Source organism: Bacillus sp. SA1-12, assembly GCF_000981385.1.
GTDB lineage: Bacteria > Bacillota > Bacilli > Bacillales > Bacillaceae > Metabacillus.
This window is the reverse complement of the sequence record NZ_LATZ01000128.1, coordinates 258,392-277,318: the sequence shown is the minus strand read 5'-3', so window position 1 is coordinate 277,318 and position 18,927 is coordinate 258,392. Positions and strand designations below refer to the sequence as shown.

Below are 18,927 nucleotides of genomic sequence, written 5' to 3'. Positions count from 1 at the left end.
TATTCTGACCATGCAGCCCATTCAAGCTTTCGTGTTCCTATACCTTTTCAACTCGTTCTCTATCCTTTTTCTTATAAAGGATCATTATAGTAAATGATTTGTGAAAGAATCTTACAGCCTCGGATTCTATTGAAGGCTTCCCTCGCTTCTTTTTCTGAAGCGAATTCAAACATTGAGATATTCGACTGTGAATACAACGTAATGATCCACATAAGGTTTCCTCCAATTATAGATTCGTTCTCAAAGAAAAGATGAGCCTCTACTTATTTAACTATTTATTTAATAAACACCGTTTTAATGGATGTGAAAAATTCCTTCGCTGCTTCACCTTGTTCACGTGAATGAGAGCTGGAGTTTTTCATTCCTCCAAATGGCGCCTGTAATTCAACACCAGCACTTTCTGCATTGACACGAATCAATCCGGCGTCCATATCCTCAATGAATGACAGCAGGTTTTGAATATTGGCTGTAAAAATAGAGGCACTAAGCCCATACTCTACATTATTAGCCAGTTTAATCGCTTCTTGTACGGATTCCGCATTTAGAAGTGCGATCACCGGTCCGAAAATTTCCTCCTGTACAATGGCCATTTCTGGAGTACAGTTGTCAAAGATCGTCGGCTCCACATAATAGCCTTTTTCCAATTCCCCATCCTCGGCACGTTTCCCTCCGGTTAATAGTGTTGCCCCTTCTTCTACTCCTTTATTTATATAGGAAAGAACGGTACGAAGCTGGCTTTCATTTGCACAAGGGCCCATCCATGTGCTGCTGTCAAATCCATCACCTATAGTAATCTCTTTTGTTCTCTGAACAAGGATTTGTTTGAATTCTTCATAGACTTCAGATAAGACAATAACGCGGCTAGTCGCTGTACATTTTTGTCCTGTTGAACGGAATGCCCCTGCAATGACTGCATCAGCGGCAAGGCTAAGATCCGCATCCGCAGCGACAATAACTGGGTTTTTCCCTCCCATTTCAAGCTGGTATTTCGCTCCTCTTGCAAGGGCTGCCTGACCAATTTGTTTCCCGATGTTGTTTGAGCCAGTAAAGGTAATCCCATTAATATCTTGATGGTCGGCAATCCCTTGGCCAACGACACTGCCGGGGCCTGTAATCATATTGACAACCCCAGGCGGAAATCCCGCTTCTTCGAAGCACTCCATAATTTTGGCACAGGTAATCGCTGTTTCTGTCGCTGGTTTAATCACAACAGTGTTTCCATAGACAAGTGCAGGTGCCATCTTCCAGATCGGTATTGCAATCGGGAAATTCCATGGAGTGATCACACCAACAACGCCAAGAGGTACTCTTGTTGTGAGCATGAGAGCAGATGGATCTGTAGAAGGAATCACATCCCCTACTTTCCTCATCCCTTCTCCAGCATAATACTTTAGAATGGCAATGCCGCGTGCTGTTTCACCTTTTGTTTCGGCAATTGTTTTGCCCATTTCACTTGTCGCACATTCTGCAATTTCACTGATGCGTTTTTCGAGTATAGCTGCTGCTTTGTATAAGTATTCTCCCCGTTCAGCTCCAGAAAGCTTTCGCCATGCCTCCTTCGCTTGCTTGGCGGACTTTACAGCATGGTCTAAATCCTTTTTAGTGGATTTTTGCACATATCCTACAACCGCCTCATTATCTGCCGGATTCAAGCTTTTTTCGACTTCATTGCTAATCGATGGCACCCATTCACCATTAATAAAGTTTAAATAGGTTTTTGTCTCAATAGATACAACCATTTGTTCATCCTCCTTTTATAATGATTTTTCTGTTACTGGTTTTGGATAACGATCCATTGCCTGCTTTAAAATCACTTCTAATTCTGCATAATGCTCCTTTTCCACTGGTTTGATTGGCTTTCTGACTGTTTGCCCCACCGGAATGCCCATGATTTCCATCCCTGCTTTAATAAGAGATACAGCATATCCATTCCGCTTTTTGCGAATGCTGTTAATTGGTAAAATGACATGTTGATAAAGATCGTCCACCGTTTCTTGATCGTGGTTTAAAACGGCGTCATAAAACATTCTTGAAATATGCGGGATATAATTTGAGATCGCTGATGAATAAGAGTTAAACCCAAGCGGAACATAGGCAGGCATTGTCACTTCTGCCAATGGCATGCCATTCAGCCATCCAAATCGCTGCTTAAATGTTTGAGTAAGAAGAGTATTTAACTCCATATTGCCAAGTCCATCCTTTACCCCAACAACCTGTGGTATCTCCGCAAGCGTTTCCAAAGTTTCTAATGATAAAGAAACCTGATCTCTCTGGTAAACAATGGCATTTAATTCTGTACTTTCCGCAATTGTTTTAAAATAATCCGCAAGACCTGATTGCTCCCCTGAAACAAGATATGGCGGTAAAATTAGATAACCATCCGCACCCCTTTTAGCCGATATCTCAGCAAATTCCAGAGAAATTTGGATGTTGCCTCCAACTCCTGTATAAACAGGAACCTTTCCATTTGTAACTGACACAGCGACCTCTACCATTGCTTCATATTCTTCTTTGCTTAATGATGGATATTCTCCAGCTGCACATGCTACAAAAATTGCTTCAAGTCCTTCATTTAGTAAAAACTGAATATTTTGGGCAAGTAACTTTTCATCAAGCTTATTATTTACTGTAAATGGAGCAACTGGAAATCCTAAAATTCCAGATGGCGCCTTGCGAAAATGATTCATAACCGTTCCTCCTTTATATGTTTTGTTTTATTGTAAGACAAATAGACGAACGTTTCAATAAGAATATTGAAAAAATTTCATGATTATTTTTTACTTGGGAAAATGATTGACAATCAAATTTATTTGTCTTACTATTAGACAAATAATATTTTGAATTTTGCTTCAATAAAGGAGGAATGACATTATAATAAACTTATAAAATTTGAAATTATTTTTCTTTGATTTTTGTAAGCGATACCATAATAATAAAAGGAAGTGAGATTATGAGCGCGATTGAAAAAGCTATAAATCCGATAACTCCAAATTCTGAAAAAAAGACACGAACCCGTTGGATGATTGTTGCTATGCTCTTTCTGGTTACGGCGATAAATTATGCAGATCGTGCAACTTTATCAATCGCGGGATCTGATATGTCCAATCAGCTTGGCCTAGACTCCGTCATGATGGGCTATGTTTTCTCGGCATTTGCATGGTCATACGTGGCAGGGCAAATTCCAGGCGGATGGCTTCTCGACCGCTTCGGTTCAAAAAAGGTTTACTTTTGGAGCATCTTCCTCTGGTCTTGTTTTACTCTATTACAAGGAACAATCGGCATCTTCGGTTCGGTTGGAACAGCTGTCATCATTCTATTTGGACTCCGGTTTCTCGTTGGATTGGCGGAGGCACCGTCCTTCCCAGCTAATAGCAGGATCGTAGCATCTTGGTTTCCAGGTCATGAACGTGGTACAGCAGCAGCTACCTTTAATTCCGCTCAGTATTTTGCAACCGTTCTCTTCGCGCCGATAATGGGTTACATTACATACAAATTCGGATGGGAGTATGTCTTTTACTTCATGGGTACGATAGGCATCATTGTAGCCTTTATCTGGCTAAAAACCATTCACAATCCAAAGGAACATCCGCGCATAAGCCAGGCTGAGCTTGATTATATTGAGGCTGGCGGAGCTTTGATTCATATGGATCAAACAGATGCAAAAAAAGGGGTAAACTGGAGTAATGTTAAAAAGCTGTTATCAAACCGGATGCTATTAGGAATTTATCTAGGACAATATTGCATTACAACCTTAACCTATTTCTTCCTAACATGGTTCCCAGTCTATCTTGTGCAAGAGAGAGGGATGACCATTCTAGAAGTTGGTTTTATTGCCTCCCTCCCTGCGATCTGCGGCTTTTTGGGCGGGATTCTTGGGGGATTGTTTTCAGATTTCCTCCTGCGAAAAGGTTTTTCATTAACAGTTGCTCGTAAAACACCTATTGTCATTGGGATGGTTATGTCAATGAGTTTAGTTGCTGCAAACTATGTAGAAGCTCAATGGGTTGTCATTTTTGTTATGGCTCTGGCCTTTTTTGGAAAAGGATTTGGCGCACTAGGCTGGGCTGTTGTCTCAGATACATCGCCTAAGGAAATGTCTGGTGTAAGCGGCGGTCTGTTCAATACGTTCGGTAATATAGCGGGTATCACTACACCTATTATTATAGGGTATATTATCAGCGTGACAGGTTCATTTAATGGAGCACTAATCTTCGTTGGTGCTAATGCCCTTGTGGCAATTTTCAGCTACTTATTCTTGGTTGGTGAAATTAAGCGCGTAAAATTAACATCTTAATCTATTAATCTAGTTGAATGGGAGAGATGAAAATGAATACTCAATTAGTTAAAGAAAATATAATATCAGGTACACCGGTTATTAAAGAAATGAAAGTCATTCCCGTAGCAGGACATGACAGTATGCTTCTCAATTTAAGCGGTGCCCATGCCCCTTACTTTACACGCAATATCGTCATTTTAAAAGATAACAATGGCAATACCGGGGTTGGCGAGGTTCCAGGTGGTGAGAAAATCCGCCAAACTCTTGAAGATGCAAAGCCATTGGTCATGGGGCAAGCAATTGGAGCATATAACAATATCCTTAACAAAGTCCGGAGACAATTTGCAGATCGGGATTCAGGCGGACGCGGGCAGCAGACCTTTGACCTTCGGATCACTATTCATGCAGTAACAGCTTTAGAAGCAGCCCTGCTTGACTTAGCAGGACAATATCTTGGCGTACCAGTTGCCGCCCTTCTTGGCGAGGGGCAGCAGCGCGATAAAGTAGAAATGCTTGGCTACCTCTTTTATGTCGGAGACCGGAACCAAACAGATCTCCCTTATTTGAGCGACAAGGAGGCGGAAGATGACTGGTTTCGCCTTCGCCATGAACAAGCGTTAACCCCTGAAACCATTGTGCGGTTGGCAGAAGCTGCCCATGCTCGTTATGGATTTAATGATTTTAAATTAAAGGGCGGCGTGCTGCGTGGAGAGGAAGAGATTGAAGCGGTGACCGCGCTGGCTGAACGCTTTCCAGAAGCACGCATTACTCTTGATCCAAATGGCGGCTGGCTTTTAGAGGATGCTATTAAGCTTTGCAGAGACCAGCATCATGTATTAGCCTATGCGGAGGATCCTTGCGGGGCGGAAAATGGCTATTCCGCACGAGAAATCATGGCAGAATTTAGACGGGCAACCGGTTTGCCTACTGCCACAAACATGATTGCAACAGATTGGCGTCAAATGGGCCATTCCATCCAGTTGCAATCAGTTGATATCCCGCTTGCTGACCCGCATTTCTGGACAATGCAAGGATCTGTACGTGTCGCACAAATGTGCCATGATTGGGGACTGACATGGGGGTCTCACTCAAATAATCACTTTGATATATCACTAGCCATGTTTACTCACGTTGCTGCTGCTGCACCAGGAAAAATCACAGCGATTGATACCCACTGGATTTGGCAGGACGGACAGCGTTTAACTAAGGAGCCATTTAACATTGTTGGCGGAATGGTGGATGTACCGGATAAGCCCGGACTTGGAATCGAAATCGATATGGAGCAAATTGAAAAGGCTCATCAGCTTTATCTTCATAAGGGTCTTGGAGCTAGGGATGATGCACTCGCCATGCAATATTTAATTCCAGGCTGGAAATTTGACCCGAAACGCCCTTGTCTTGTGAGATAAACTCCTCACTTTCAATAAAGATGCGTCACTCTGTTGAGTGGCGCATTTATTATTAAAGCTTATTTCTCCTTTCCGCCATGAAAAATTTTACATGATATAATATAATTAGTCTTACAATATAAGTTAAATTGAATCTTCAATGAAAAGAGGTTTACATAATGAGTGTCCCATCAAAAAAAATCGGCGTTCAATCGGTTAGCCGCAGTACACTTGCAAAACAAGTGGTCGACCGGATTGTTCAGCTGCTCGTAAGCGGACAAATGAAGGCTGGAGATAAGCTTCCCCCTGAAACAGAGCTTATGGAGGAGCTCGATGTAAGCAGGCCGGTTATCCGTGAAGCTCTAAGCGCCCTTGAAACACTAGGTGTTATTACGCGCAAAACAAGGGAAGGCACATTTTTTAACAATAAAATCGGAAGTCATCCATTCTCTGTTATGCTTGCACTTGCCATTGATAATTTACCGGCGATTATTGAAGCCCGAATGGCCCTTGAGCTTGGGCTTGTCACAATGGCGGCTGAAAAAATAACGGACGAGCAGCTTGCCGCTCTGCAAGAAACGATCGATGCCATCGCAAACAGCAAAGACAATAATTACGGTGACCATGACAAAGAATTTCATCGCATCATCGCAATCAGTGCAAATAATCCGATTGTAGAAGGGATGATTGATTCTTTGCTCATCACCCATCAAAAAATTGACAGCTTAATTGAAACCCGGGAGCGTGATCTAACCGTTTCACATCATCAAGCGATTTACTCCGCTCTAGAGCAGCGCAATCCACAGGCAGCATTTCAGCACATGTATAACCATCTTGATTATGTGCGGCAAAAGGTACTTAAGCTTTCTTCTGAGAAATAAGAAGTCTGTGGTGACAAGGACGAAAAAGAGGGACAATTCCCAGCGTTTGCTTGGGGACTGTCCCTCCCTTTTTCACCTTTCAAAAATAAGGTTGTTTCCTGCAGCCTTTAACAACCGGTTCATGATCGCTTCCCCTACACCCTCTTGCGGAAAGCTTTCACTTAAAATAATCTCGACATCTTCTTCATCAAACCTTCTCAAGCTATCATAAAGCTGGGCAGCAACTGATTGTAAATCCGCACGGCTTCCGCATGGAATGATTGTATCTGCATCAAGCTTTCTGACATTTTCACTCGTCGTCAGTACACCCACTTTTTTACCTTCTGATCGTTGTTTATTGATCACCTTCTGCAGAAACTCTATACTCCCTTTTACAACCACAACAGGAGCATTTGGAGCATAATGGGTGTATTTCATCCCTGGAGATTTAGGAGCATGTCCTTCTTCAACAAGCGCCTGATCGATTTTCACTTTTCCGATGATCGCTTCAAGCTGTTCTTTCGTAATTCCTCCCGGCCGCAAAATCGTTGGAACTGAGGAAGAGCAATCGAGTACTGTCGATTCAACGCCAACTCCTGTTGCCCCGCCATCCACAATACCACTAATTTTTCCGTTTAAATCATGGTATACATGTGATGCTTGAGTTGGACTTGGCTTTCCGGACCGATTGGCACTTGGGGCTGCAATCGGGACATCTGCCTCACGGATGAGGGAAAGGGCAATCGGGTGGTCTGGCATTCTCACACCGACTGTATCAAGGCCTGCCGTTACAAGGGTGGATAATTGCTCCCCTTTTTTCGGCAATATTAATGTCAACGGTCCAGGCCAGCATTCGTTAATTAATTTATAGGCATAATCGGGAATGTCCTTAACAATTTCATCAAGCTTGCTTTTAGAAGCAATGTGGACAATCAGCGGATTATCACTTGGTCTCCCTTTCGCTTCGTAGATTTTACGTACTGCTTCGTCGGAAAAAGCATTGGCTCCCAAGCCATAAACTGTTTCTGTCGGAAAAGCAACTACTTCATTTTCTCTTAATAGCTGTGCCGCCTGTGAAATATGTGGATAACTAGTGGATAAAGTTGCTTGATCATCCACAACCCATACTTTTGTATTCATATGTTTATAACTCCTTAATAACCGATCATTTCTACTCTATTTTTCGCTTTAGGTAGATAAATAACTCTCAGAAAGTATATAAAAAGAAGCACAATAAAACAAGCCTTATCCACAAATTGTGGATAAGGCTGTGACTTATGTGGAAAAGTATGTGGATATATCCACATTATGAGGACTTTACCATAATTTTCGCATTGTCTTGTTCAAGAGACCCTTTTAAATGATCAATAGATAAGAGCTGATTAGGAATCGATGTTTGTTCAATCTCATCAAAGCCCATTAGCGATAAAAATTGAACGGAAGCATCCTTATTCGTGACTAAAAATAAATGATTAATGCCCTTTTGCTCTGCCAATGCTTGAATGCTTTGAAAAAGCGTTAGGATATGGGCCTGCTTAAGCTTGTCCGACACCACAAGAGAACGCAATAAGCCATATTCCCCCATCGGCTCGACACCTATACAAGCAACCACTTCATGCTCCCCACTTTCCATTAAAACAATGCAATCTATCAGACTTTCAAAACCTTCTGAACTAACCCCAGCCTTTTCAACAAAGCTAGTCAGCCGGTTAAGATCTTTTTCCTCTGCTATTTTCAACTGATAAAACATCATTTTCACCCCACTAAGTTTTCCTATTACAACTCTATGAGGTGAAAACTAGTTTTATTCTTTTATTTTTGTGGGACATTTCCCAACTTTTTAAAAGGAGATATAAAATTTGTGTAGTTTGTTATGGTGTCTAGCTCCAAGCGTCTTGCACTTTTCTTATGCAAACAAACCTTGGAACCATTCTACTAAAAAGAATTTCACTTCTACCTCTTCTTTTTCTTCCTCTTCATTGACAACAAGCTCGTTTAACTTTTCATTTGTTTTCTCTTGATCGTTTGTTGTTTCATCTTCTGCCGCCTGAACTGCTTCACCATTGGAGAAATCCAGAAAGCATAGCGGCGGGAATAACACACACCACCAATTAGCACCTTTTGCTTCACCAAGAGTAATTAAAATTGCTTCATATTCACCAGCAGGATAAACAAAGTTTCCATAAAGCTTTGTTGGAAAGTTTACATTACCAAAGTCCACTGAATAAGATTGCTGCTTGTTTTCCTTTTCTAATACACCCTCAACGATTGCTTCAATTTGAGGAAGTCTTGATTGAATTAACTTTCTAGCTGCTTCGACTGATGTTAATTCTTCTACCCATTCGGTAATTTCCTTGTTAACCGCATCGCGAACTTTTCTTTTTAACTCTTGATCTTCGTCAGAATTACTATTTGCTAAAATCCGCAGGCGAATCGCCTCATCCGGGATCACAACTGGCCCCTGAGTACTCGCGGCCACCGGTTCCTTATACACATTGGCAATGGCCCCTACTAATAATAAAAGAATATATATAAATGCAAGTTTTTGTTTTTTCATCTCTCACGCCTCCCTTGGTAAACAGTATGGACAGCAAGAGAGATTCTTAAACTACCTTTTTGAAAAAATAGTTTAATAGGGGAATGAGCAGGGGGGCAGTCCCTTTTGTGGCGGACGTGAAATACTGGACTGAAGCATAGGGGCAGACCCAAATTAATTTATCAGCGAGTTCTCTTAGTTTATCGGCGAAAACTGTTTAAGAGTCAGTGGGTGCGGACGTTCCCCCATTCTTTACTCCACTAACCCAAACACCATTCGATCCTTGCCATTTATATCATTCACGATGTCTACAGTTGCATCCGGAAAGCTTTGCAAAATCAGGTTTCTCACATCAATGCCTTGCCCTGCTCCGATCTCAAAGGCAATGACAGCTGGTGAGTTGAGTAAACCCTTCATATCTTTCACAAGTCTTCTGTAAAAGTCCAATCCGTCCTTCCCTCCTGCTAGTGCGCGAATGGGTTCATGATCTTTTACGACTGGGGAAAGTGTATCAATTTCCCAGTCAGGGATATATGGCGGATTAGATACGAGGATATCGATTTTCTCGATTTCCAGGTCTTTTGAGATTGGCTCAAGGAGATCACCGTGTAAAAAGTGAACATTAGCCCGTAGTTGTTTTGCATTCTCTTCGGCAATCTTCAAAGATTGTTCTGCTATATCAATAGCCCTCACGTTAAATCGCGGGTTTTCGATTGCTAAGGTAATGGCAATGGCCCCGCTCCCTGTGCCGACGTCAACTACCTGTATCACATCTTTTTCCTTAAAATAGCGGGCGGCACGCTGAAGCACACCCTCAACTAATTCTTCCGTTTCGGGACGTGGAATCAGCACCTCCTGATTGACGATAAATTTTCTGCCATAAAATTCTTCATAACCGATTAAATATTGAATAGGGATTCCTTCTCCATGCTTGAGGACATCCGTCTTAAATGCTTGCAGCTGCTCGTTTGAGAGGACCAGTCTCAAATTTGAAAGCAATGCTGCCCGATCCATCTGTAAATAGTGGCGCAGCAAAAGCTCACCGGCATTTTCATCTCTTCCCGCTTCCTTTAAAAAAGAAGAAGCCCAGTTGAGGGCTTCGTATACATATTTCATTCTTTTTTAATCTTCCGCTGCTTGAAGGCGGCTTGATTGGTCTTCAACAATTAATGCTTCAACCACCTCATCAAGCTTTCCTTCTAAGATTTGGTCAAGCTTTTGAATCGTTAAGCCAATTCTATGGTCCGTTACACGATTTTGCGGGAAGTTATACGTTCTAATACGCTCTGAACGGTCACCTGTTCCAACGGCAAGCTTACGGTTTTGATCATACTCAGCCTGTGCCTCTTGTTGGAACTTGTCGTAGACACGGGCACGAAGTACCTTCATTGCCTTTTCTTTGTTTTTAATTTGTGATTTTTCATCCTGACAGGAAACAACAGTTCCAGTTGGCAAGTGTGTTAAACGAACAGCGGACATTGTTGTATTAACACTTTGTCCCCCCGGACCACTAGATGCAAAGGTATCTACACGAATATCCTTCTCATGGATTTCGACCTCAACCTCTTCTGCCTCAGGTAAAACAGCAACCGTTGCAGTAGAGGTATGGATACGGCCGCCTGATTCTGTTTCTGGAACACGTTGGACACGGTGTGCACCATTTTCGAATTTCAGCTTCGAATATGCCCCTTTACCATTAATCATAAAGATAATCTCTTTATAACCGCCAGTACCTGTAGCATTTGCCTCCATAACTTCCGTTTTCCAGCCTTGCATCTCAGCAAAACGGCTATACATACGGTACAAATCAGATGCAAATAAAGCAGCCTCATCTCCACCTGCAGCTCCCCGGATCTCCATAATAACGTTTTTATCATCATTCGGGTCCTTAGGGACAAGGAGAATTTTCAACCGAGCTGTTAACTCTTCTTCTCGTTCCTCTAATTCGGCAAGCTCTTCCTTTGCCATCTCGCGCATTTCTGGATCAAGCTTTTCTTCAAGCATTGATTTTGTATCAGAAATTTGCTCGCGAACCTCTTTGTATTCGCGATATACTTCAACTGTTTCTTGTAAATCAGATTGTTCCTTCGAATATTCACGCAGCTTCTTTGAATCATTGATAATATCAGGATCCATTAAAAGCTGATTTAATTTTTCATAACGGTCTTCTACCGATTGTAAACGATCTAACACACATGTTCACCTCAATTTTCATGCATAACGTTATAATTATAGTATAGGTCACGGAAAGCGTCAAAAGCAAATTGACAAAATTTTTCTTCATATTATAGTATGCTTTCTTAAAAATTGTTATTTTATAATAAAGGCATCTTGATTATGGAAATTATTTTTTAGAAAAGAGGTTTTTTATTCATGAAATTTAATAAAATTCACCATGTCGCCATCATTTGCTCCAATTATGAAGCATCTAAAGCTTTTTATACTGAAACACTTGGTTTAGAGATTTTATCTGAGGTTTATCGTGAGGAGCGCGGCTCATACAAATTAGATTTAATGGTGAATGATACATATCAAATTGAACTATTCTCCTTTCCAAATCCCCCCAAAAGGCCGACACAGCCTGAAGCCGCCGGACTTAGGCATCTTGCTTTTGAAGTACCGGATATTGAGGAAGCTGTCCTGGAGCTTAATCAAAAAGGTGTGGATGTTGAACCAATCAGAGTTGATCCGCATACCGGTAAATGGTTTACATTTTTCCAGGATCCAGATGGACTGCCGCTTGAGCTTTATGAAGCATAAAGTGAGACTCCCATCGCTGGGTATTATCTCGAATAGGATATAAAGGACGCAGTCAGAATGGAAAGAAATTGTCTTATAGTACACAAAAATAAGACAAATTTTGGTTGCAGTGTTTAGGAAATATCCGATAGAACGCATTTATAGGACAATTCTTGGTATGTGTGATAAGTAATAGTCCAATAAAACACATATATAGGACAGATATCTTGGTATGCATAATAAGAGAATGTCCAATAGAGCAGCGGAGTTTTTGAGCCCGTTAAGGTTGCCACAAGCGGTTATCGACAGAGCCATTTCATATTATGTAAAACATCCACTTTCTTTGCCGAATTGATACTTGTTTTGTCTAACGTGAAGGTGATTTGCTGCGGAGGTCGAAAAAGCTATATATAGTTGGTTGGCCGCCTTACGTTTTTGGATTGCACTTAAAAGATTAAGGAGGAATCAAAATGAGTACAGCAGCCGCAGCAAAAGCACTGGGAGTTTCTAGAAGAACGTTAATGAGATGGGTCCATCAATTGGATATGGAATTGGAGAAAAATGAACTGGGGCACTATCAGTTTAATGAGAACGATTTGGCTAGATTAAAGGAATTGCAGGAACAACTAAATAATCAGCCGGAGCCTCATGCGATGACGGAAAAAAGCAGAAAGGGGACGTTAATTAACACTGCTGTCGTTAATGAGCCTAAGGTAAATACATTAAACGAGCGTATGGATGAGCTTGAACGAAAAATTCGCGGCAAAGCGGATGATGTTGTCTCCTATCAACTACTCCAGCACCGCAGGGAAATGGAAGATTTGTTGAACAAAGTTCAATCGCTAGAGAAAAGGGTAGAAGAGCTTGAAGGCTCCCACCAAAAACGTGACCCAATGAAAGATCATGTTTTTGCATTTGATCAAAGTTCTGAACAGAAAAAACCGCGAAGAAAAAACTTCATTAGTTCCATTTTTAGCTTTTGAGGTCCCTTGCTCCCTCTTATTTTTTTGGATAGAAACAGCCTTACTCTTAAAAATAACGAGTAAGGCTGTTTTGGCTTATGAATGTGTCATTCCTGTTTTTCTTTTCTGCAAGTAGATCAATGCCGCACCTGCCAAGCTAATAACAATACCGATTAGCAAAATAGTATAAGTATCGGTTGCTGTTATAGGCAAAATAGCGCTGGCGGCTGCCTTCGAGTCAGATGAACTTTCAGTTCCCGGTTTATTCGTTGGATCTACTCCGTTATTTGGCTGATTGTTGCCACTTCCTGGTGTTTCTCCACCGTTACCTGGATTGTCGGGTCCATTTCCCGGATTGTCCCCTCCGTTACCAGGATTGTCCGTTCCATTTCCCGGATTTTTTCCCTCCATTACCTGGATCGTCGGGTCCATTTCCTGAGTTAGAATGATCCTTGCCTTTTGTAAATGTCCAAATGTCAGAGACTGCTTTTCCTGTATAGTCATCTTCTGCTACCGCATACCAGGAATAGGTATGATTTTCATTAAGTCCCTTCCATTTTACTTCTGCCGTTTTTCCGCTTTTGACATTTTCTTTTTTGCCGATTTCTTCGTCTGTTTTAACATTTACAGCAAAGTAGTCAGTTGCAACACGCTTTTCATCGACTTGTAGATCAAGATTGATGATAAGCTCATCTTTGCCAGGGAATTCACTAGGTTCATAGAAATTGTAATCATCTAGATATGGTGAATACGTATTAACAATGATTCTGTTGTTGTCCTGGTCAAAGTGCAGCAATTTCATATAGCCTTGTCCGCCCTCAGGACCGCCTTGGTAATCACCGAGCATTTGATACACTTCACGGTCTGCGGTTCCATCACCGTCGTCATCAATTTCACTTACCAATGTTTCAGAATCGTGATAATGGCCGCTAAGAACAGCTATAACATTTTCATTTGGTTCCACAACCTGGTTGTAAATTTTATCGCCAAGCGGACTGCGGTTGCCTGACACTAACAGGTATTCATGGAAATTCAAAATGGCTTTTCGGTCTGGGTATTGGCTTAATACTTCATTCATCCAAGCCAAATCTTCATCTTGAACTCCCCAGCCCATATAGACCATGATAAAGTCATTGCCATTTGACGAGATTAAGTCATAGTGGCCGCGATTGTTTTTGTATGTTCCTCCATAATAAGGCTTTTCTTCGAATCGGTCTGCACCAAAATAGTTGTAATATTGGGTGTAGTCGTTCGATAACTGGTCTACGTCATGGTTTCCGGCTAATACTCCATAAGGAATATTGTTTTCATCAAGAACGGCCATGTATTTATCAGCATTTTCCCATTCTTGGGTTTGGCCAAAATTATCAACAAGATCCCCTGTATGGAAAACATATTTGATTTTCAGCTCTTCTTGTTTTTCTGCAATCCAATTTGTTTGTCTTTCAAAAATATGCGGATAGCTTTCTGAGTAATATTGCGTATCTGACATCCAAACGAATGTATAATCATATTCCTCAGGACTCTTTGGAATTTCATCTTGGATTAACACATTGATTTTGGCATCCTTCACAAACTCATTGACTTCAACGGTACCTTTTAATTCAAAATCCTCTGCTCCCGCAACTTGATAATCAATTAATTCCCATTTGCTGCTTTTGTGGCTCCAGGCATACATGGAAACCTTTCTGCCTTCAAATGAGTTTCCGCTCCATGAAAGCTCCACAACATCGTTTTCATCGATTGACGGGTCTACTGTCACATCAAAACGATGGTATGGGAATTGTGTACTTGAATCCGTTGCTAGGTAGCGGCCATCCTTTTCAGATACTAAGTTGATATCCTCTGACGTGAAGGCTGCTTCACCTTCTGGAGCCATTGTTTGCGGCGGCTCGACATCTGCTGCATGCTTAAATGCCTTAACATTACCTGTTTGACTTGCATCATATTGATAGCCTTTATAGAATGTTACATCCATCTTATCACCAGTTGGATCTGTTACTTTGACCTTCAAGCGCGGATCTCCATCTACAGGTGTTGAACGATTATCAGCTGGTGAGATCAGCTCTGGCATGGCTGGGTTTTCATGATTTACAGAGAACGGAACATGAATCTCTGCTTTGTTCCCAACTTTGTCTGTCGCGATAACTGTAAGCTTGTGCTCTCCTGGTGCAAGCTTTGAGGATGCTGTTTTATAAGGCACTTCAATTTGCTCCTCATCAAGCAGCACTTGAACCATATCAACACCCGCAATTTCATCTGTTACTTCGGTATCAATGGTAAATTCACCTTTGTATTCCTTGCCTTCCGTGATCGTCGTTTTTACATCAGGTACTGTATTATCAACTAATACAGTTTTCGAAACTTCATCATTAGCATCATGCGCTTTAATGACATGCTCGCCATCAGGGACAGTTGTTGTATCCCACACATAAGTTTTCGATGGAGTATGATCTTCTGTAATGGTAAACGTAAAATCCTCAAATGGTCGGAAGGTGCCATCATCACCCATATCGAATACCTTTGTTGGATCATTCTTCGCCGGATCGGTTAAAACCGTTCCATCTCCCAAAATTAAGCGAACATTTCTTAAATTATAATCATCTCGGTTTTCTTCGTCTTCTTCTAGCTGGAATGGTGAAGCTTTATTTCCGGCACGAACGGTAATTGTATTTTCACCCTGCTTCAAACGATCAGCTTCAACAGGAATCGTAAACGTCTTCCAATGTGACAGCCAATCCTTATCCAATAGGTAAAGAATATCGTCGCCCATCGTCACGGCATTTTGGAAATACGTATTTAACCCATTTACTTCAAAAGCAAAAAAAGCAGGGGTTTCTAACGATGTATACGTATTAGTCTGTACTTCGTTTCCATCAACGAATAGCTTAACATCTTCTGCTGAATCCTCTTTTGATGTTCCTTTAAGAATTTTTTCTCCAGCAAGGATCTCATTGTCTTTTACATTTAAACGTAAATCAGATTGATCCAATCCGCTATGAACAGTGATCTTAAATGTATCACTCTTCACTTCATTTGCCCCATCTGATACAACAAAGAAGTACTCAACATATTCTTTGGCAATCAGATCTGCAGCATAAATCATATTTTTATATAATTGTGTTTCAGAATCCATTCCTAAAAGGATTTCATTAAATGAATTCTGATCATTTGTCCGATAAAATAATCTGACGGATTTTACACCTACATTATCGTTTGCAGCTGCAGCGATTTCAATATCATCTGTTTGATTAACCTCTGTAACGGTTGTTTTATTTTCAATCGTTGGAGCTACTGTATCGTCTTCAATGTGTACAGGCTGAGACGGAACTTGGAAGGATTCTACTCTGCCTGGTGTTGCATCCTCGGTGCCGGCACTTACTTTTAAGGACTGTGTTGAACCGTCTTCAGGAAACTTATACACAATTCCTTTGTCAGGTACTGTGTCATCCGTGTTTGCCGTTTCATTGTAGTATGAAACTGTAATTTCTTCCTTTGTATTCGTGGCAACGACCAGCCCTCTCGCACTTCCGTTCGCCATCCCGTCACTATGAATTTTTACGATATCTTTGTTCTCGATTAGGTTTGTTCCAAAGTTTGCATTAAAATCAGCAACAGTTTTATCGCCATTTTGGTTATTAATGATCCAGAATACAAGCGTTTCTTTTGAAGGAATTACCACATCATCCGGTATGGAAGGCCAGACGACATCACTTGCAGGATCTGTTCCATAGCGATATTGAATCTTATAATCTTTAAAACTTAAATCTTTATCCGTATTATTGTAGATTTCAATAAATTCATAACCATCAGCTGATCCGACATTCTCAGTATCCGGAACCACCTCTGTTACAAGGAATTTTGGAATTTTGCTGTAATCGACTTCATCCTTCTTAACAGCAATCACAAATTCATCTGTTTTGCTGCTATTTGTTCCATCTGAGGCTTCGATATAATATGTGATCGGAGCATCGACACTCATTCCCGGGATTTCAGCGGAATAGCTTGCTGCATCAGCACTTGCACTCATTGATAAAGAAGTGAAGGACTCCTCCCCCTCTTTTTTATAATGCAGGGTTACAAATGGTACCGCTATGTTGTCAGTTACTGATGCTTCAATCGTGATAGGAGAAAAAGCATCACTGTCAGTAACCGGTGAATGAGTAATAACCGGCGCTTCCGCATCTGCTGGGATTTCATCAAGCTCAACAGGCTTTGTCGGCACTTGATTCGCTTCAATCACACCTGGTGTAGGAACTGCAAGCGCGCTAAGCTTGTCCATTTCAGTACCTGATGCAGAAAACTTATATTGAATAACAGCGCCGGTGTTATCATTATCAGTTCCTAAATAGCTTGCAGAGACAACCTCTGTGTTTGCATGATCTTTTATGACAATCGCCCTGTTGCCGCCGTTTGCAAATCCAGGAAAAACATCCTTAAATTCAACGACTTGCTCACTTGAAAGCTCTAAATGATAGTGAGCGTTAAAATCAGCTAATGTACGATCCCCATTATTAAACCAAAAAACAAGGGTTTCTTGCGGATCAATGGTAACAGCAGGAACTTGGAAAACTCTTTCCTCACCGCTGTCCGTATACTTATAAACAAATGAATAGTTCATTAATGGCAGAGGTTGATTCGTATTATTGTAGAGTTCAAAATACTCATAATAATCCGTCCCGCCGCCCTCAGAGTTTGGAGAAAGCTCGGTAATTAATAGTTTTTGCTCGCTATATGTTTCCTGAGGAAGGTCAACAGTAATGACTTGCTCCTCGCTTTTTGCATTGTTTTTGCCATCTGTCGCTTCAATAAAATAGGTTATGTTTGATTGCACGTCAGCACCAGGAATTTCTGCAGTAAAACTTGTCCAGTCTTCTGAGCTTACATTCATCGGTACAGACGTAAAGTCTTGTGCTTCGGCATTCTTGTAGAATAATGTCACAGTTGAGACCGCTGCCATATTATCTGTTACACTTGCATCAATCTTAATTGCAGCTGATACATCACTTTTTGTAACAGGTGTATGGGTGATGATTGGTTCTACTGTGTCAGCCGAAATTTCTTCTAAAACAACCGGGTTTACTGGTACTTGAACAGATTCAATTGCACCCGGAGTTGGTGAGGCCAACACCTGATGCTTGTCCATAGCTGTTTTTGAAGCAGCATATTTATACTGAACAACTAAACCGCTATTATCGGTTTCATTTGGCAAATATGCAGCTGAAATTACCTCATTTCCATCTTTGTCCTTGATGACTGCTGCCCGATTTCCTCCATTTGAAAATCCCGGGAACACATCCTTAAATTCAATGACTTTTTCGCTTGTTAACTGTAATCCATAATGATTGTTAAAATCAGTTAACGCAAGACCATCATTATTAAACCAAAAAACAAGGGTTTCTTGCGGATCAATTGTCACTGGAGGCACTTGGAACACGATCTCGTTTCCAGTATCGGTATAACGATAAATAAAGGCATAATTTGCTAAAGATAAAGGCTGATTCGAGTTATTGTATACTTCAAAAAACTCATAGTTATCTGTCCCGCTGGAATTAGGTGATATTTCTGTTATAAGTAAATGGGAATTGTTATTATCATCCTCTTCTACTAAACTAGCAGAGGCTTCCGGCTGAATTGCATCTTCTGCCTTCCCATTTTCTTGGGGAGCAGGAGCAGGCTCAGATTCATTTGGTTGTTCGCTTGGTTGAGCAGGTTTTTCAGAGGATTCTTCTGTTTGTTGTGCAGGTTCACTTTCTTGTGTTTGCTCTTCTATAGCAGTGCTATCTTCTTTTGCTGGTTCTTCTTTTACAGGCAGTTCGTCTGCTTTGTCTGCTTCACTTTCAGCTCCATCAGCTTCTTCTTGAACAGGAGGTTCTTGAGTAGCGGTTTCTTGGTCTGTTGGTTGTTCTTCATTGCCTGTATCAGTTGTTCCTGTCTCAGCTGGATTAGTAGAAACCGTGTTATTGATCACTTCTTCTGCATAAATCCTTTTAACAGGAATAAACGAGATAAAGCTTGGCAGAATTAACGTAGCCATACAAACAAATAAAAACAGACTTTTTACTTTTCGACGTACTTCTCGTTTATTCATGACTATCCTCCTAAAAATTATGTATATTCATGTTAATATTAATCGAATTTTGTAAACGAAATTTAAAAGTAGTGT

General features: G+C 41.1%; 15 protein-coding genes. 5 read left to right on the top strand and 10 right to left on the bottom strand.

Annotation, left to right across the window (positions count from 1 at the left end):
- Positions 1-71: 71 nt before the first annotated feature.
- From WQ54_RS34425 to kdgD, 3 genes are all read right to left on the bottom strand, one after another.
- Positions 72-212, bottom strand: coding sequence for a hypothetical protein (locus WQ54_RS34425; RefSeq protein ID WP_197089671.1), 141 nt, complete (start codon positions 210-212; stop codon positions 72-74).
- A 63-nt stretch (positions 213-275) separates the two neighbouring features.
- On the bottom strand, positions 276-1,739 hold the full coding sequence (gene gucD / locus WQ54_RS25405) for an alpha-ketoglutaric semialdehyde dehydrogenase GucD (protein WP_046588545.1): 1,464 nt from the start codon (positions 1,737-1,739) through the stop codon (positions 276-278).
- Between the two features lie 15 nt (positions 1,740-1,754).
- Positions 1,755-2,687 (bottom strand): 5-dehydro-4-deoxyglucarate dehydratase, encoded by a 933-nt coding sequence (gene kdgD, locus WQ54_RS25400; protein WP_046588543.1) that lies wholly within the window; start codon positions 2,685-2,687, stop codon positions 1,755-1,757.
- A 263-nt stretch (positions 2,688-2,950) separates the two neighbouring features.
- Between kdgD and WQ54_RS25395 the strand changes: the two genes are divergently transcribed.
- The 3 genes from WQ54_RS25395 to WQ54_RS25385 all read left to right on the top strand — a co-directional run bounded on the left by WQ54_RS25395 (position 2,951) and on the right by WQ54_RS25385 (position 6,545).
- The gene (locus WQ54_RS25395) at positions 2,951-4,294 is read left to right on the top strand and encodes an MFS transporter (protein ID WP_046588541.1); all 1,344 of its coding nucleotides are present in this window, start codon (positions 2,951-2,953) and stop codon (positions 4,292-4,294) included.
- A gap of 32 nt (positions 4,295-4,326) precedes the next feature.
- Positions 4,327-5,685, top strand: coding sequence for a glucarate dehydratase (gene gudD, locus WQ54_RS25390; RefSeq protein WP_046588539.1), 1,359 nt, complete (start codon positions 4,327-4,329; stop codon positions 5,683-5,685).
- Between the two features lie 158 nt (positions 5,686-5,843).
- Positions 5,844-6,545 carry a FadR/GntR family transcriptional regulator gene (locus WQ54_RS25385; protein WP_046588537.1) on the top strand — a complete coding sequence of 234 codons (702 nt, stop codon included), beginning with the start codon at positions 5,844-5,846 and terminating at the stop codon, positions 6,543-6,545.
- A gap of 72 nt (positions 6,546-6,617) precedes the next feature.
- On the opposite strand, the gene WQ54_RS25380 is transcribed toward WQ54_RS25385, so the two are convergent.
- The 5 genes from WQ54_RS25380 to prfA all read right to left on the bottom strand — a co-directional run bounded on the left by WQ54_RS25380 (position 6,618) and on the right by prfA (position 11,253).
- Entirely contained in the window at positions 6,618-7,664 is a 1,047-nt protein-coding gene (locus WQ54_RS25380) for an L-threonylcarbamoyladenylate synthase (protein WP_046588535.1), read from the bottom strand.
- A 166-nt stretch (positions 7,665-7,830) separates the two neighbouring features.
- Complete coding sequence (locus tag WQ54_RS25375; RefSeq protein WP_052737968.1) at positions 7,831-8,277, bottom strand: GNAT family N-acetyltransferase; 447 nt, start codon at positions 8,275-8,277, stop codon at positions 7,831-7,833.
- Between the two features lie 153 nt (positions 8,278-8,430).
- Positions 8,431-9,081: a stage II sporulation protein R gene (gene spoIIR / locus WQ54_RS25370; protein WP_046588531.1), complete on the bottom strand. Its 651-nt coding sequence runs from the start codon at positions 9,079-9,081 to the stop codon at positions 8,431-8,433.
- 231 nt (positions 9,082-9,312) lie between these two features.
- A complete protein-coding gene (gene prmC / locus WQ54_RS25365) occupies positions 9,313-10,176 on the bottom strand; it encodes a peptide chain release factor N(5)-glutamine methyltransferase (protein WP_046588529.1) in 864 nt (287 codons plus the stop codon).
- A 6-nt stretch (positions 10,177-10,182) separates the two neighbouring features.
- Entirely contained in the window at positions 10,183-11,253 is a 1,071-nt protein-coding gene (gene prfA, locus WQ54_RS25360; protein WP_046588527.1) for a peptide chain release factor 1, read from the bottom strand.
- 180 nt (positions 11,254-11,433) lie between these two features.
- Here prfA and WQ54_RS25355 point away from each other — a divergent pair, with 180 nt between their 5' ends.
- Positions 11,434-11,820, top strand: coding sequence for a VOC family protein (locus tag WQ54_RS25355; protein ID WP_046588525.1), 387 nt, complete (start codon positions 11,434-11,436; stop codon positions 11,818-11,820).
- A gap of 449 nt (positions 11,821-12,269) precedes the next feature.
- On the top strand, positions 12,270-12,782 hold the full coding sequence (locus tag WQ54_RS25350) for a MerR family transcriptional regulator (RefSeq protein ID WP_046588524.1): 513 nt from the start codon (positions 12,270-12,272) through the stop codon (positions 12,780-12,782).
- A 75-nt stretch (positions 12,783-12,857) separates the two neighbouring features.
- On the opposite strand, the gene WQ54_RS25345 is transcribed toward WQ54_RS25350, so the two are convergent.
- Together WQ54_RS25345 and WQ54_RS25340 are read right to left on the bottom strand one after the other, a co-directional pair.
- Positions 12,858-13,172 carry an LPXTG cell wall anchor domain-containing protein gene (locus WQ54_RS25345; protein ID WP_046588522.1) on the bottom strand — a complete coding sequence of 105 codons (315 nt, stop codon included), beginning with the start codon at positions 13,170-13,172 and terminating at the stop codon, positions 12,858-12,860.
- Positions 13,129-18,852, bottom strand: a complete 5,724-nt coding sequence (locus WQ54_RS25340) for a lamin tail domain-containing protein (protein ID WP_052737967.1) — start codon at positions 18,850-18,852, stop codon at positions 13,129-13,131. Before WQ54_RS25340 ends, WQ54_RS25345 begins: the two co-directional genes overlap by 44 nt.
- Positions 18,853-18,927: the final 75 nt, after the last annotated feature.

Coding starts and splice junctions, on each gene's coding strand:
- gudD (WP_046588539.1), top strand. CDS start 4,327: ATGAATACTCAATTAGTTAAAGAAAATATAATATCAGGTACACCGGTT.
- WQ54_RS25340 (WP_052737967.1), bottom strand. CDS start 18,852: ATGAATAAACGAGAAGTACGTCGAAAAGTAAAAAGTCTGTTTTTATTT.
- spoIIR (WP_046588531.1), bottom strand. CDS start 9,081: ATGAAAAAACAAAAACTTGCATTTATATATATTCTTTTATTATTAGTA.
- WQ54_RS34425 (WP_197089671.1), bottom strand. CDS start 212: ATGTGGATCATTACGTTGTATTCACAGTCGAATATCTCAATGTTTGAA.
- WQ54_RS25350 (WP_046588524.1), top strand. CDS start 12,270: ATGAGTACAGCAGCCGCAGCAAAAGCACTGGGAGTTTCTAGAAGAACG.
- prmC (WP_046588529.1), bottom strand. CDS start 10,176: ATGAAATATGTATACGAAGCCCTCAACTGGGCTTCTTCTTTTTTAAAG.
- gucD (WP_046588545.1), bottom strand. CDS start 1,739: ATGGTTGTATCTATTGAGACAAAAACCTATTTAAACTTTATTAATGGT.
- WQ54_RS25355 (WP_046588525.1), top strand. CDS start 11,434: ATGAAATTTAATAAAATTCACCATGTCGCCATCATTTGCTCCAATTAT.
- WQ54_RS25345 (WP_046588522.1), bottom strand. CDS start 13,172: ATGGAGGGAAAAAATCCGGGAAATGGAACGGACAATCCTGGTAACGGA.
- WQ54_RS25380 (WP_046588535.1), bottom strand. CDS start 7,664: ATGAATACAAAAGTATGGGTTGTGGATGATCAAGCAACTTTATCCACT.
- WQ54_RS25395 (WP_046588541.1), top strand. CDS start 2,951: ATGAGCGCGATTGAAAAAGCTATAAATCCGATAACTCCAAATTCTGAA.
- kdgD (WP_046588543.1), bottom strand. CDS start 2,687: ATGAATCATTTTCGCAAGGCGCCATCTGGAATTTTAGGATTTCCAGTT.
- WQ54_RS25375 (WP_052737968.1), bottom strand. CDS start 8,277: ATGATGTTTTATCAGTTGAAAATAGCAGAGGAAAAAGATCTTAACCGG.
- WQ54_RS25385 (WP_046588537.1), top strand. CDS start 5,844: ATGAGTGTCCCATCAAAAAAAATCGGCGTTCAATCGGTTAGCCGCAGT.